This window comes from Maricaulis sp. (genome assembly GCF_039978735.1).
Taxonomy (GTDB): Bacteria; Pseudomonadota; Alphaproteobacteria; order Caulobacterales; family Maricaulaceae; genus Maricaulis.
This window is the reverse complement of the sequence record NZ_JBDWAS010000003.1, coordinates 1-14837: the sequence shown is the minus strand read 5'-3', so window position 1 is coordinate 14837 and position 14837 is coordinate 1. Positions and strand designations below refer to the sequence as shown.

At 64.4% G+C, this 14837-nt stretch carries 10 protein-coding genes; 6 read left to right on the top strand and 4 right to left on the bottom strand.

Translation table 11 applies throughout. The features are described from left to right. Positions 1-316: 316 nt before the first annotated feature. Positions 317-1096: a response regulator gene (locus ABJO18_RS00850; RefSeq protein ID WP_348508428.1), complete on the bottom strand. Its 780-nt coding sequence runs from the start codon at positions 1094-1096 to the stop codon at positions 317-319. A gap of 180 nt (positions 1097-1276) precedes the next feature. Here ABJO18_RS00850 and ABJO18_RS00845 point away from each other — a divergent pair, with 180 nt between their 5' ends. From ABJO18_RS00845 to ABJO18_RS00835, 3 genes are read left to right on the top strand one after another with little or no spacing between them, the layout of a single operon-like run. Then, entirely contained in the window at positions 1277-1522 is a 246-nt protein-coding gene (locus ABJO18_RS00845; protein WP_348508427.1) for a NepR family anti-sigma factor, read from the top strand. Next, positions 1515-2126: a sigma-70 family RNA polymerase sigma factor gene (locus ABJO18_RS00840; protein WP_348508426.1), complete on the top strand. Its 612-nt coding sequence runs from the start codon at positions 1515-1517 to the stop codon at positions 2124-2126. Before ABJO18_RS00845 ends, ABJO18_RS00840 begins: the two co-directional genes overlap by 8 nt. Further along, complete coding sequence (locus tag ABJO18_RS00835) at positions 2108-3844, top strand: histidine kinase dimerization/phosphoacceptor domain -containing protein (RefSeq protein WP_348508425.1); 1737 nt, start codon at positions 2108-2110, stop codon at positions 3842-3844. Before ABJO18_RS00840 ends, ABJO18_RS00835 begins: the two co-directional genes overlap by 19 nt. A gap of 76 nt (positions 3845-3920) precedes the next feature. Here the strand turns inward: ABJO18_RS00835 and ABJO18_RS00830 are convergent, their stop codons facing one another. Genes ABJO18_RS00830 through ABJO18_RS00820 form a run of 3 tightly spaced genes read right to left on the bottom strand, consistent with a single transcriptional unit; the run spans position 3921 to position 7702 of the window. Next, positions 3921-5561, bottom strand: a complete 1641-nt coding sequence (locus ABJO18_RS00830) for a sodium/solute symporter (RefSeq protein WP_348508424.1) — start codon at positions 5559-5561, stop codon at positions 3921-3923. A 53-nt stretch (positions 5562-5614) separates the two neighbouring features. Beyond that, complete coding sequence (locus tag ABJO18_RS00825; protein WP_348508423.1) at positions 5615-6871, bottom strand: glutamate-5-semialdehyde dehydrogenase; 1257 nt, start codon at positions 6869-6871, stop codon at positions 5615-5617. Between the two features lie 51 nt (positions 6872-6922). Continuing rightward, positions 6923-7702 (bottom strand): pyrroline-5-carboxylate reductase, encoded by a 780-nt coding sequence (locus tag ABJO18_RS00820; RefSeq protein WP_348508422.1) that lies wholly within the window; start codon positions 7700-7702, stop codon positions 6923-6925. Positions 7703-8047: 345 nt separating this feature from the next. On the opposite strand from ABJO18_RS00820, the gene proB reads away from it, so the two are divergent. The 3 genes from proB to ABJO18_RS00805 all read left to right on the top strand — a co-directional run bounded on the left by proB (position 8048) and on the right by ABJO18_RS00805 (position 14307). Beyond that, on the top strand, positions 8048-9205 hold the full coding sequence (gene proB / locus ABJO18_RS00815; RefSeq protein ID WP_348508421.1) for a glutamate 5-kinase: 1158 nt from the start codon (positions 8048-8050) through the stop codon (positions 9203-9205). Between the two features lie 100 nt (positions 9206-9305). Continuing rightward, positions 9306-10223: an acyl-CoA thioesterase II gene (locus ABJO18_RS00810; RefSeq protein ID WP_348508420.1), complete on the top strand. Its 918-nt coding sequence runs from the start codon at positions 9306-9308 to the stop codon at positions 10221-10223. 526 nt (positions 10224-10749) lie between these two features. Further along, complete coding sequence (locus ABJO18_RS00805) at positions 10750-14307, top strand: DNA methyltransferase (protein ID WP_348508419.1); 3558 nt, start codon at positions 10750-10752, stop codon at positions 14305-14307. The last annotated feature ends 530 nt before the right edge of the window (positions 14308-14837 follow it).

Sequence of the window (14837 nt, the reverse complement as noted above, 5' to 3'; positions counted from 1 at the left end):
CGCCTCGAAAGAGGCGGGCGTTTTCATTTGTGCAGGGCTGGACGTGTGGCACAGAATCCCCGGACCGCCTGTAATACAAGGAAAATCGGAGAGCCGACGGGGAACAGAAGCAGGACCGGTGCGTTGATCTGGTGCCTTGATAAGACAAACACCATGGAGGCAAGGATGAAGCCCGGAGAAACACCGTCACGGGTCGTGATCTATCTGACCCTGTTCAGCCTTTCGGTGATCCTGCTGCTCGTTCAGCTCAGCTGAATGCAGCAGCGGGAGGCCCGGGGCGAGCCTCCCGCAAGTAGAGTTCAGGAAAGCACTGTGATTATTGCGCCGGCGCGGGTTCGGCCGGCTCGAAGAAGAACAGGACCTGGCCGATCGTTGCCGCAACCGTTTCCGGCATGAAGGGCTTGGTGATGAGATAGGTCGGTTCCGGCCGCTCACCCGTCAGCAGGCGCTCCGGATAGGCGGTAATGAAGATCACCGGCACGTCCGATTCGGCGAGAATGTCATTGACCGCATCGATGCCGGAAGATCCATCCGCCAGCTGGATATCGGCCAGGACCAGCTCCACGTCATTGGTGCGATACAGATCGACCGCCTCCTGGCGGGTCCGGGCAATGCCGACGATCTCGTGGCCGCCCTCGGCGACGATCGCCTCGATATCCAGGGCCACAACCGGTTCGTCCTCGATGATCAGGACACGCGTGCGCAGACCGTCCTCGATCGCACCTTGCGCCTCGACGGCAAGCCGGTCGACATCGTCGGTCGACACCGAAAGGATGATCGCGGCGTCGCGCACGGAAAAGCCCTCGACCGCTGTCAGCAGAAGAGCCTGGCGGGCCTTGGTCGGAATGCGTGTCAGGCGTTCCTGGGCGGCACTGCCGCCGGCCGGTGCAACCGTGTCCTGCTTCCAGTTGTCGTGAAGCAGCTTGTAGAGAGAAACCCGCGGCGGCAGGTCCCGGTCGATCGGCGTGACGCCGGCGACCGCAGCTTCCAGAGCGGCCCGAACAATGGCGTCGCCCGACCCTTGGTCACCTGTCAGCAGGCGCGCATAGCGCCGCAGATAGGGAATGTGGGGTTTTACGTTTTCCGAGAACGGCATCTGGCCCTCGTCCCTCCGATAATCAACAGTCCAGCCCCCATCATAACGCATTCGCGCGTGCGCGGTTCCAGCCTTGCGGAAAAAAGATGGAACCCATTGCAGCTTGGGGCGTTTCATGCGCCGAGACGGTGTTTTTTCGCCGGTTCATGTTAGGCTTGTGGAAGCGTGCGGCATTTAAACATGGAAATCATGAGAGACGATTCTTCAGATTCCCGCCCGCCCAGATCCGTCGATGCCGATACGGCGCGGTCGCGGCAGCAACTCATCGGGCGTCGGTTGCGGGACATGTATGACAGCGTTCTGGACGAAGGTGTTCCGGACGATTTCGAAGCACTCCTCAGCGCGCTGGACGAGACCGGCGACGATGCGGCCAAGTCTGCCGGCAAGACGGCTGACAAGGCGGAAGAGGGGGTTTCGGATGGCTGACGGCAGTCCAGTCGAGCAGGTGCCCGAGACCGAGTTCAAGGCCCTGCTCCACGACATGATTCCGCATATGCGCGCGTTTGCACGCGGCCTCACCGGCGATGCGACGGCGGCTGACGATCTGGCCCAGGATGCCATGCTGCGTGCCTGGCACCGGCGTCACCAGTTCCGCGCCAACACCAATTTCAAGGCCTGGGTGCTCACCATCGTGCGCAACCAGTTCTATTCCGACAAGCGCCGCTCCTGGCGCCAGGTCCAGCTGGATGAGGAAACCGCGCGCGAGACGCTGCCGGCTGCGGTCGACCAGGACAATGTGCTGGCGCTGGACGATGTGCGCCGCGCGCTCGACGAACTCTCGGCCGAGCATCGCGAAGCGCTGCTGCTGGTCGGTGCGGGCGGCTATGCCTATCAGGAGGCGGCCGATATCTGCGGCTGTGCGGTGGGGACCATGAAGAGCCGGGTCAATCGCGCCCGGGCCCGGCTGCTTGAAGTGCTCGAGAAAGGTCCGGCCCTGGCCGGCGGCGAGGACGGCGTTTCGGCGGCCGACGCGCTGGACACCATTCTCAACGAGCTTGAGCAGATATCCGAATGCCATTCGGCCGGCTGAGCGGGTCTTCCAAAACCAATGGGGGGCGGGAGCAGGGGCGAGGCCTGCGACTGCAGCTGCTGGCGATTCTGACGCTCAGCCTGAGCCCGCTCCTTGTCCTGTCGGTCGCGCAGGGCGTGATCGAATTCCGCGAGGAAAGCGCCCGCCAGCGCGACAGTCTGCATTCCGCGCTGGTCGAGGCGTCCGCCGATCTGGCCGGTGAGCTGGACCGTGTGTCCGGCGTGGTCACCGCGCTGGCGAACTATCCCGATATCGGCAGTCTGAACGGCCGCCGCTGCGTCGACACGCTGGCCGCCGTACGGGCGGCCCAGCCGATCTATTCCAATATCAAGCTGATCGACGAGGACGGCGTCATTGTCTGCGCCGCGGTGGAAACCGTCGATTCCAACAGCGTCCAGCTGGCCGGGCTCGACTGGTTCGTGCGCCTGAGAGAGGGCGAGGACGAGGTCTTCAGCGACGTCTATCTGGACTGGTGGACGGTGCAGCGGCCGGTGATGACGGTGGCGCGCCGGCTCGTCGTCGATGGCGAGTTTGCTGGCGCGATCGCGGTCGATATCGACACCCGCCCGGCCCGCAGCCTGCTGCAGATGCAGGCCCTGCCGCCGGAGGCCAGCCTCGCGCTGAGCGATGCCGACGGCAATCTCGCCTATATTCCCGACGGCCCCCGCGAGGAGCGTATTTCCCGATTGCCCGACGGTGTTCTGGCCCGGGTGCGCGAAACTGGCGAGCCGGTCATGCTGGAGAATGTCAACGGCCTGGCCGGCCGCGCACTTCTGGTGGCGCCGCTGGCCGGCCGCGACATCCAGCTGGTGCTGATCGCGCCGTCGCTGCTGCTGGGCAGCTGGGCCGGTTTCGACATTGTGGGAACGGTGCTGGTGCCGTCGCTGATGTGGCTGCTGGCGCTGTTGTGCGTGTCGCTGGCGGTCGATTTCTTCGTGCTGCGCTGGCTTTCCTATCTCGGCCGCATGGCCCGTCTCTACGGCAGCGGACGGCTGGGCCTGCAGCCGGTGCGGGCCAGCCGCGCGCCGGCGGAAATCCGCACCCTGGCCGAGACGATGGCGTCGATGGCCAATGACCTGGAAGCCCGGACCGCCGAACTCGAGACCGAGGCCGAACAGCGCGGCGCGCTGCTGCGGGAGATCCATCACCGGGTGAAGAATAATCTCCAGGTGACGATGAGCTTCCTGAACATCCAGGCCCGCCGGACCAGCGATGCCGAGGCCCGGCGCGTCCTTTCCGAGGCTGGCGGCCGGATCAATGCGCTCGCCCTGGTACACCGGACGCTCTATGAGAATGACGATCTGCGGGTCGTCGAGATGGCCCCTTTCCTCGAACAGCTGCTCTACCATCTGCGCCAGGCCAGCACGGTCTATGGCTGTGATGTCGATACCCGCGTCGAAGCCGACAATGTCGAGCTGGACCCGGATATTGCCATTCCGGCGGCCCTGTTCATCACCGAAGCCGTGACCAACGCCTACAAGCACGCCTTCGAACCGGGCATGGCCGAGCCGGGCCTGGTGACGGTCAGCCTTGAGCGGATCAATGAGGGTGAGGCGACCGTCTCGGTGAGCGATAATGGCAAGGGATATGCGGAGGGGGCCGGCAAGGGCATGGGCTCCTCGCTGATGGAAGCGCTGGCCCAGCGTCTGGGCGGCGAGCTTGCCCGGTCGCAGGCGCCGCAGGGCGGGGCCAGCGTCACCATCCGCTTCCCCACCTGATCCGCAACGAGCACCGCAAAGAAAACGGCCGGCGGATCGCTCCGCCGGCCGTTGCCGTTTGTCTGGACCGAAGGGTCTATTCCTTGCCGGGCAGTTCGCCCTTTTTCAGGATGCCGGTCATCTCGTCGAAATAGTCGGTGACATGGCTTTCCGGATCCTTCGACACCATCGAGACCACGATGATGGCGATCGTCGCGGCGATGAAGCCCGGCACGATCTCGTACATCACACCGGACAGGTTGAAGACGTAGATCCAGGCCAGCACCGTGACGGCACCGGTCACCATGCCGGCAATCGCGCCCTGCTTGGTCATGCCGCGCCAGAACAGGCTGATCAGGACGACCGGGCCGAAGGCGGCACCGAATCCGGCCCAGGCGTTGGAGACCAGGTTCAGGATGTTCGAATCCGGGTCGAAGGCCAGTGCGATCGCCACCAGAGACACCGCCAGCACGGACAGGCGTCCGACCAGGACGAGCTCCTTCTGGCTGGCCCCCCGTCGCAGGAAGATCTTGTAGAAATCCTCCGTCAGCGAACTCGACGAGACCAGCAGCTGGGACGAGATCGTACTCATGATCGCGGCCAGGATCGCGGCCAGCAGGAAGCCGGCGATATAGGGGTGGAAGATCACCTGCGAGAGCAGGATGAAGATCGTTTCCTGGTCACCCAGCACCACATCGCCGTCCGAGAAGGCGCCGGTGGTGTCGATATTGTCCAGCTCGCTGAACGTCGTTGCATCGGTCGGCGCTTCGATCACGCGGGCGATCGGAACAGTGTCGGCAACGTCGATATTCTGGCTCTTCACATAGGCAAGGCCCGCGGCGCCGGTCAGCACGGCGCCGAGCACCGTGATCAGCATCCAGCTCATGCCGATGCGGCGCATGACGGCAACGTCCTTGAGCGAACGCACCGCCATGAAGCGCACGATGATGTGGGGCTGGCCGAAATAGCCCAGGCCCCAGGACATGGTGGAGATGATGCCGATCGCCGCGAGGCCGAGACTCTCCTGCGGGATCATGGAGAGATAGGATTTCTCCCATCCGCCGACATCCACGCTCAGCGTGCTCAGCGCATCCACCGTCGGGCCGAACCCGCCCAGCTGCATGATGGTCACCACCGGTACCAGGACCAGGGCGACGAACATGATGCAGCCCTGCACGAAGTCGGTCAGCGACACCGCCAGGAAGCCGCCGAACAGGGTATAGGCGACGACGACCCCCGCCGTCAGGAACAGGCCGAGGCGGTAGTCCAGGCCGAAGGAGGCCTCGAACAGCTTGCCGCCCGACACGACGCCGGCCGAGGTGTACAGCGTGAAGAAGATGATGATCACCACGGCGGAAATCACGCGCAGCGTGCGCGAATGGTCCGCAAAGCGCTTCTCGAAGAAGTCCGGAATGGTGATCGCGTCGTCGGCAATCTCGGTGTAGACGCGCAGCCGCGGCGCCACCAGGCGATAGTTGAAATAGGCCCCGATCATCAGACCGATGGCGATCCACGCCTCCGACATGCCGGTGGCGAAGATCGCGCCGGGCAGGCCCATGAGCATCCAGCCGCTCATGTCCGAGGCGCCCGCCGACAGCGAGGCCACGGCCGGGTTCAGCTGGCGCCCGCCGAGCATGTAGCCCGACACGTCGTCCGTCGACTTGCGATAGGCGTAGAGGCCGATCGCCATCATCAGGACGAAATAGAGCGCAAGGGAGATCAGAGCTTCAATATCCATGAGCTTGCCTTGGGTTGATGGTCAGGAAGGGGCGGGCCGGACGCGGTGCGTCATCAGGCGCGGGTCTGGCCGTCCCCGTGAACGAGGTATTTGAAGGAGGTGAGCTGCTCCAGCCCCACCGGGCCGCGGGCGTGCATCTTGCCGGTCGCGATACCGATTTCTGCGCCCATGCCGAACTCGCCCCCGTCGGAGAATTGCGTCGAAGCATTGTGCATCACGACGGCGCTGTCGATGGCAGTCAGGAAGGCGGCCGCAGCATCGGGATCCTCGGTGACGATGGCGTCGGTGTGGGCCGAGGAGTGATCGGACACCCAGTTCATCGCTTCTTCCAGCCCGTCGACGAGCTTCACCGACAGGCAGCTGTCGAGATATTCGGTGTCCCAGTCTTCCTCGCTGGCCGGCTTGATGCGGCTGTCGATGGCGACAGCATCGGCATCGCCGCGGAACTCGCAACCCGCCATGCTATCGACCAGGCCGGGCAGGAAATCTCCGGCGACCGAGCGGTCGACGACCAGGCTCTCGGTCGCACCGCAGATGCCGGTGCGGCGCAGTTTGGCATTCTTCACGATGGCGGCCGCCTTGGTCAGGTCGGCGCGCTGGTGGACATAGGTGTGGCAATTGCCGTCCAGGTGCAGCAGCGTCGGCACCTTGGCCTGGTCGCGCACCAGCGAGACGAGGCCCTTGCCGCCGCGCGGAATCACCAGGTCGACATAATCGGTGCACTGCAGCAGGTGCTGCACGGCGGCGCGATTGGTGGTGTCGACCATCTGGATCGCGTTTTCCGGCAGGTCCGCCTCGCGCAGGCCTTCCTTCATGCATTCCACGATGATGCGGGTGGAGTTGAGGCTCTCCGAACCGCCGCGCAGGATCACGGCATTGCCGGATTTCAGGCACAGCGCGCCGGCATCGGCGCCGACATTCGGGCGCGATTCATAGATCATCCCGATCACGCCCAGCGGCACGGCGACGCGTTCGATGCGCAGCCCGTTGGGGCGTTCGGTGGACATCAGCTGGCGGCCGACCGGGTCGGGCAGGGTCGCGATGGCCTCGATGGCCTGGGCGACACCCTCGATCCGCGCCTCGTCCAGCATCAGCCGGTCGATGAAGGAGTCCGGTTTGCCGGCTTCGCGGACGCTCTCGACGTCCTTGCGATTGGCCTCGATGAGGTCGTTGGCGTGAAGTCGCAGGGACGCGGCTGCGGCCGTGAGTGCGGCATTCTTGCGCTCGGTGGAGGCTGTCGCGAGCTGGCGCGCCGCCTCCTTGGCCTGGCGTCCCAATTGTTCGATATAGGCTTGCATACGATCTGACATGTCTCGTTCGCTCGGGGTCTGGAGTGTCGGTGAGTTTCGGAGGCGCGGCAACTAGCGCAATTCGCAGGCGCGTGCGTACGCCGCCTCCGTGGTTTCGACGAGCAATTGCTCGAGCAGCCCGTCGCGGCGCAGCGCGTGGATGCCCGCCTCGGTCGTGCCCTTCTTGCTCATCACGGAATTGCGCAGATCTTCCAGGCTCGTCTCGCTCTGCGCCGCCATTTCCACTGCGCCCGCCAGGGTCTCGAGGACCAGGGTGCGGGCGGTGTCCGGGGCAAAGCCCAGGCGCTCGGCCGCCGCGACATAGGCGCGGGCGATCTCGAAGACATAGCCCGTGCCGGAGCCGGCAACCGCCGTGATCCGGTCGATCTCGTCCTCGGTGTCCAGCCAGACGGCCGAACCGGTGGCCTTCGCCAGCCGGTCGGCCAGGTCGCGATGGGCCGGGGAGCAGGACGGGTCGGCATAGAGACCGTTCACGCCACGGCCGATCTGGGCCGGCAGGTTGGGCATGATGCGGATCGCCGGCCGGTCGCCGAGGGCGGCCTTCATGGAGGCGATCGAGAAGCCCGCAGCGATGGAGATGACGCAGCCATCATCCTTCAGGAAAGGCATGTAGGCCGGAACGATATCGGCGATCTGCTGCGGTTTGACGGCAATGACGATGGCGTCGAATGTCCGCCCTGACAGGGCGTCCGGAGACCCTGCATGACCGGCGCCGGCGGGTATCGCGGAGGGTGTCCGGTTGACGGCCGTATAGCTGGCCGGAACCGCATCCACCCAGCGGCGCAGCATGGCACCGCCCATATTCCCGCAACCGATCATCAGAATGTCCATCGCCAATCCTTCTGCGCTGTCGAGGCCCGGCGCCAGATTACGCACGTGTTCACGCGATTGCGACAGGCTCACAACAAATGCGCTCGACGCGCCGGAAAGCGCATCGAGCCGCTGATGAGGGGATACATAGCAAAATATATTTCGAATTCAAATTATATTTCCGATGGCGCAGAAAACCGGGATGGCAAGCAATCGTTCAGCTTTGCGCCATAAATTATGAGGTGGGCGCGGCGATATTGCATGGCGGCATCCGGCTTTTGGGGTTGAAAAAATTTGAACGCAAAATATTTTGCGCACAGTCTTTACTGCGGAGCAGCATTGTTCCGCGCCACGGAGGAGCCTCTTGTGAGTGTTCGAAACCGCATCGTCGTGAAAATCGGGTCCAGCCTGTTGGCCAATGATGGCCGGCTGACCCTGAAATACGCCTTCATGCATGGTCTTCTGGCCGACATCGCGCAGCTGCGCGAGGAAGGATATGATGTGGTGCTGGCCTCCTCGGGCTCGGTGGCCCTGGGGCTGAACTCGATCAAGAAGTCGCCGGAAGATGCCGGCGTGCTGGACAAGCAGGCCGCTGCCGCCTGCGGCCAGCCGCTGCTGCTCAATGCCTACAAGCAGGTCGCCCACGAGCACGGTTTCGACATCGCCCAGATTCTTGTCACGCTGGAAGATCTGGAGGAGCGCCGCCGCTTCCTCAACACCAAGAACACGATCCAGCGCCTGTTCGAGCACGGCATCATGCCGATCGTGAACGAGAACGACACGATCACGACCGAGGAAATCCGCGTCGGCGACAATGATCGCCTGGCGGCCAAGGTCGCGCAGATGATCCAGGCCGACCATCTGATCCTGCTGACCAATATCGACGGGCTCTATGACCGCAATCCGGAAGATCCGGAGGCGCAGTTCATCGAGACGGTCGAGGATGTCAGCGAGTATCTCGAGGTCACCACCGGTACCAGCTCGCTGGGCTCGGGCGGCATGCTGACCAAGATGCGCGCCGCCAACATGGCGCAGAATGCCGGCGTCAACACGCTGATCGGCGAGGGCGTCATCGATCGGCCCGTGTCCGGCATCCTCAAGGGCGAGCGCCGTCATACGCGCTGCATCGCCAAGGGTACGCCGGCCTCGTCCTGGGCGGTCTGGCTGACCAACCGCCTGCACCGTGCCGGCGGTCTGGTGATCCGCCAGGACGCCGCGGCCAAGCTGCGCGAGAGCAAGGCGGGTGTCGGCCATGAGGACATCGTCAAGATCCATGGCGACTTCCAGAAGGGCGATGTGCTGCACGTGTATGACGAGGGCGGTGAGGAACTGGCCCGCGGCCTGACGAATTTCTCGTCCGACGAGACCATGGTGCTTGCGCGCCATGCCGACCAGGATGTCGAGGAATTGCTGGGCTATCACGCGCGCCCGGAAATCATCAATCGCGACAATATGGTGATGCTCGAAGACAATCACCTGCCCTGGGATGCGCCGACCAAGTCGCTGAAGCTCGTCGCCTCCTAGACTGTCTGCCTCCTGCACTGCGGCGTACCGGAAGCTGGAAATTTGCGTCCGGACGGTCCAGACTTGCCGCAGTGCAACACGCAATCGTGAAAGAGGCCGCATGATGGACGGGGATCAACACCCGGAAGGCGAAGCGAAGAAACGCCGCCGCCCGACACCGCAGGAACTGGCCCAGGGCCTGGTTACCCTGCTCGATGTCGAGGAGATCGATGTCGACCTCTATCGCGGTCCCCGCAATCCGGGCGGGCGCGGGCGCGTCTTCGGCGGCCAGGTGATTGCCCAGGCCTTGATGTCGGCGGTCGGCTCGGTCGAGGCCGAGCGGGTCGCCCACTCGGTGCATGCCTATTTCATGCGCCCCGGCGACGAGGATTTCCCTATCATCTATCGCGTCGAGCGCGATTATGACGGTGGCAGTTTCTCCAACCGCCGCGTCATCGCCATGCAGCGCGGCAAGCCGATCCTGAACATGACGGCCTCCTTCCAGCGCAAGGAAGAGGGGCTGGAGCACCAGGTCGAGATGCCGGACGTTCCGGCGCCGGATGATCTGCCGTCGGAAGCGGAAATCTTCCAGCGCTACAAGGACGAGATCCCGGAACCGCTCTACAAATTCCTCACCCGCTCGCGGCCGATCGAGATCCGCCCGGTCGAGATCTGGAATCCGGTCAATCCGGACAAGCGCGCCCCGGTGCGCAATCTGTGGATCCGCGCCTCCGGCTCGATCGGCGAGAACCAGCTGATGCACCGGGCCGTGCTCGCCTTCGCCTCGGACATGGGCCTGTTGTCGACCTGCATGCAGCCGCACGGGGTCAGCTGGATGACGCGCAAGATGCAGTCCGCCAGCCTCGATCATGCCCTGTGGTTCCATGACGATGTGCGCATGGATGACTGGCTGCTCTACGCCACCGACGCCCCCTGGTCCGGCGGTGCCCGCGGTTTCAATCGCGGCCAGATCTTCACCCGCGACGGCAAGCTGGTCGCCTCGGCGGCCCAGGAAGGTCTGATAAGGGTTCGGGACTGATTTAGCCGGGGTGATTCGGAAAAGCTGATAAAATCAAACGGGTTATGGTTATATCGCCCGGTCCTTGATGCGCCGGACCTGTCGCATGCCTGCCCCATGGCGCCATCATTACTGCCCCATTGGTGCGACATTGCGGTGCCAGGGGGTGACAGGGCTGCACCAGAGCCCGGAAGGCGGCGCGCGAAGGCGGAAAACCGGCAATGAGAAACAGCCCCGCCAGTCTAACCCGGCCCCGCCGGGCGGGGATAAGTTTTCTCGCCCTCTCCCCAACCCACGCCGCTTTCCCCGGCCTTGTGCCGGAGTCTGGCTGAGGTGAAAACGGGGCTCAGGGCCGCGTCCGGCAGGCCCCGGAATAAATCCGGGGAAAACAGAGCCCTGTGTTTGCGGCAGGCGCCTCCTCTCCCGAAAAGGGAAGACAGTGCGCCGTCCTCGACGGACCGCGACCGCACGCCGCAATCACACATTGCCGCGCGCGGCGGAAACCGGATAGGCTTCAGCCGGTTATCGCGCGGGGAGGCGGTGCGCCATGGCGCAGATGTTCGAGGATGACGGCGTGGCACCGGAAACGGTGGCCCGTTTCGTCGAGCGCTGGGAGAAGTCCGGCGGCGCGGAGCGCTCGAACACGCACTCCTTCATCAACGAGCTGTGCGACCTGCTGGGCCTGCCCCATCCCGACCCCGTCACCGAAGCCAACCACCTCAATGATTATGTCTACGAGCGCTCGGTCACGCGCCATCACGCCGACGGGCATGTCTCCACCCGCTATATCGACCTCTACAAGCGCGGCGCCTTCGTGCTGGAGGCCAAGCAGAGCGCCAAGGCCGGCAAGGCGAAACAGGCCGATCCGGCGCAGATCGAACTGCACGGCATCGAGGCCGGCGACCGCAAGCTGGGCACGGCGAAGCGCGGCACCAATGCCTGGATCACGGCGATGCGCGCGGCGCGCGAACAGGCCGAGCGCTATGCCAAGGACCTGCCGCCGGAACATGGCTGGCCGCCCTTCCTGATTATCTGCGATGTCGGCTATTGCTTCGAGGTCTTTGCCGACTTCTCCGGCCAGGGGAAGAATTACGCCCACTTCCCGGACCGGCGCGGTTTCCGCATCCTGCTGGAAGATCTGCACCAGCAGCCCGTGCGCGACCGGCTGCGCGCGATCTGGCAGGCGCCGCACGATCTGGACCCGGCGAAACGTTCGGCCGAGGTCACGCGCGATATCGCCGCGCGCCTGGCCGTCATCGCCCGCGATCTGGAAAAGCAGAAGCACGACGCCGAGACGGTGGCCATGTTCCTCATGCGCTGCCTCTTCACCATGTTCGCCGAGGATGTGGAGCTGTTGAAGAAGGACAGTTTCACCCGCATGCTCGAAGAGCTGCAGGGCATGCCCGACAAGGCGCATCTGGCGCTGGAACAGCTCTGGAGCGACATGAATACCGGTTCCGCGCTGAATGCCTGGATCCGCGAACCGGTGCGCAAGTTCAATGGCGGCCTGTTCCGGGATGCCCGGGCCCTGCCGCTGACGGCGGAAATGATCGCCGAGCTGACCATCGCCGCCCGGCGCGACTGGCGCGATGTGGAACCGGCGATTTTCGGCACGCTGCTGGAACAGGCGCTGGACAGGAAGGAGCGCCACAAGCTGGGCGCCCATTACACGCCGCGCGCCTATGTGGAACGCCTGGTCACGCCCACCATTATCGAACCCCTGCGCGAGGACTGGCGCGATGTGCAGGTGGAATGCCAGGCGCTCATCGAGGACGGCAAGAGCGAGGAGGCGCGCCGTGCCGCCCGCCGCTTCCATGAGCAATTGTGCGAGATCCGCGTGCTGGATCCCGCCTGCGGCACGGGCAATTTCCTCTATGTCGCCATGGAGATGATGAAGCGGCTGGAAGGCGATGTGGTGGATTTCATCACCGAGCTGGGCGGCGAGGCGACACTGGAATTCCAGGGCCACACCGTCGATCCGCACCAGTTTCTGGGGATCGAGCTCAATCCCCGCGCCGCGGCGATTGCCGAGCTGGTCCTGTGGATCGGCTATATCAAATGGCAATTGAAGACCGGCGGCCAGGATGTGGTGGTCGACCCGGTGCTGCGCGACTTCCACAATATCGAATGCCGCGATGCGGTGCTGGACTATGCCGCGAAAACCCTGCGCTGTGACGAGGAGGGCAAGCCGGTCACCCGCTGGGATGGCGAGACCATGAAACCCCACCCCGTCACCGGCGAGGACGTGCCGGACGAAAGCGCCCGGCGGGAAATCCACGACTATGAAAACCCGAAACCGGCGGTGTGGCCGCAGGCGGATTTCATCGTGGGCAATCCGCCCTTTATCGGCGGCAAGGATTTGCGCGCCGAGCTGGGCGACGGTTATGCCGAAGCCCTGTGGGCGGCCCATGCCGACATGCCCAGATCCGCCGATTTCGTCATGTACTGGTGGAACCAGGCGGCCGGGCGTGTGGCGGCGGGCGCGAAAAAGGGCGGCGGCGAACGGCCGCGCCGCTTCGGCTTCATCACCACCAATTCCATCCGCCAGACCTTCAATCGCCGCGTGATCGAAAAGGCGCTGTCCGGCAAGCCGCCCCTCTCGCTGGTCTATGCCATCCCCGACCATCCCTGGATGAAAAGCGCCGACAAGGCCGCCGTGCGCATTGCCATGACGGTGGCGGCCCCGGGCGAGGAACGCGATGGCGTGCTGGCGGAGGTGGTCGAGGAAAGCGGGCTGAATACGGATCAGCCGGAGGTGCGGTTGGCGTCGAGGACGGGGCTGGTCGGGCCTGCACTCCGGCTGGGTGCGAAGATCAGTGCCGCGAGACCGCTATTGGCGAATGCGGGATTATCGAGCCCGGGGGTCAAGCTTCACGGCTCCGGCTTCATCGTGACACCGGAAGAAGCGGAAAAGCTCGATGCCGACCGGACGGCGATCGGTCAGGTCATCCATCCCTATCGGAATGGCCGCGATCTGAACCAGACAGCGCGGGGCGTGATGGTCATCGATCTTTTCGGCCTGTCGGAAGATGAGGTGCGCGATAGATATCCGGCCATTTATCAGCACGTTCGAGCGGCCGTTAAGCCGGAGCGTGATCTCAATAGTCGCAAAACCTACCGTGACAATTGGTGGATATTCGGGGAACCACGGAATCAGATGCGCCCGGCCATCGATGGCAGTTCACGTATTATCGCAACGACGGAAACGTCAAAGCACCGCTTCTTCAGCTTTCTCCCGGAAGGCACACTGCCGGACAACATGTTGATTTGCATCGCCTCAGAAGAGGCAGAGTGGTTGGCGGTGCTATCGTCAAGCGTCCACGTCCTGTGGGCCTTGGTTTCAGGTAGTAGGATGGGCGTCGGAAACGACCCTCGCTACAACAAATCCCGCTGCTTCGACCCCTTCCCCTTCCCCGACCTCACCGACAAACCCGCCCTCAAAGCCCGCCTCGACGATCTGGGCGAACGGCTCGATGCGCATCGCAAGGCGGTGCTGGACAAGCACGGCTTCCTCACCATGACGAAGCTCTACAATGTGCTCGAACGGGTGCGGGCGCTCGAAGCCGGCAAGGCGGACGAGCCGCCGCTCAGCGAGGCCGAGAAGACCATCTATGAGGCCGGCCTGGTCGGCACGCTGAAATCCATTCATGACGATATCGACGCCGCCGTGTTCGAGGCCTATGGCTGGCCGGACGATCTGGACGACGAGGCGATCCTGGAACGCCTGGTCGCGCTCAATCTGGAACGGCATGAGGAAGAAAAACGCGGCCATGTGCGCTGGCTGCGGCCGGATTTCCAGATCCCGCGCTTCGCGCCGAAAACAGCCAAGGCCGGGCAGGCCGGTCTCGCCCTGGCCGAAGCCGCCGTGGAGACCGGCGAGAAACTGCCCGCCTTCCCGGCCAAGGACCGCAAGGCCCAGGCGCGCATCGTGCGCGAGCTGCTGGAGAGCGCCACCGGTCCGCTCAGCGCCGAAGACCTCGCCCGCCGCGTCGCCGGCAAGAACACCAGGGCCAAGATCGGCCGCGTCCAGGACGTGCTGGACGTGATGGAAGCCGTCGGCCAGGCCGAAACCGACCGCGACGGCCGCTATTTCGTCGGGGGGTAGGGGGGGCGCCTCTGCTTGCGCATTTCTCCTGTCTTCCACCCCGCTCCATTTTTCCCAACCCACTCCGTTTCCCCCGGAATAAATCCGGGGAAAGTGGATTTCTGTGTTCACGGCACGCACCGCCTCTCCCCGCCCGGGGAGAGGGCAGGGTGAGGGGCGGCCGCGGAGCGGCCATTTGAAGACTCTTTGCGGCGCTGGCGCGCACCCCTCATCCGCCGCTTCGCGGCACCTTCTCCCCGGTGGGGGAGAAGGGGTGATCTTGTGCGTTTCTCCGACCCGCTCCATTTCCCCGGCACGCTCCGTTTCCGCCAACCCGCTCCATTTCCCCCGGCACAAATCCGGGGAAAGCGGATTTCTGTGTTCGCGGCACGCACCGCCTCTCCCCCACCGGCAGGGGAATCGCATATGAGATTTGAGGTTGCGTTGATTGGTGTTGCGGATTCGGTTGGTGTCTTGTTTTGGAGTGCTGCCGATGTTTTCCGAGCTTCCCGATCCGCGAGCGGCCAATGCCCGTCATCGCCTTTGTGACC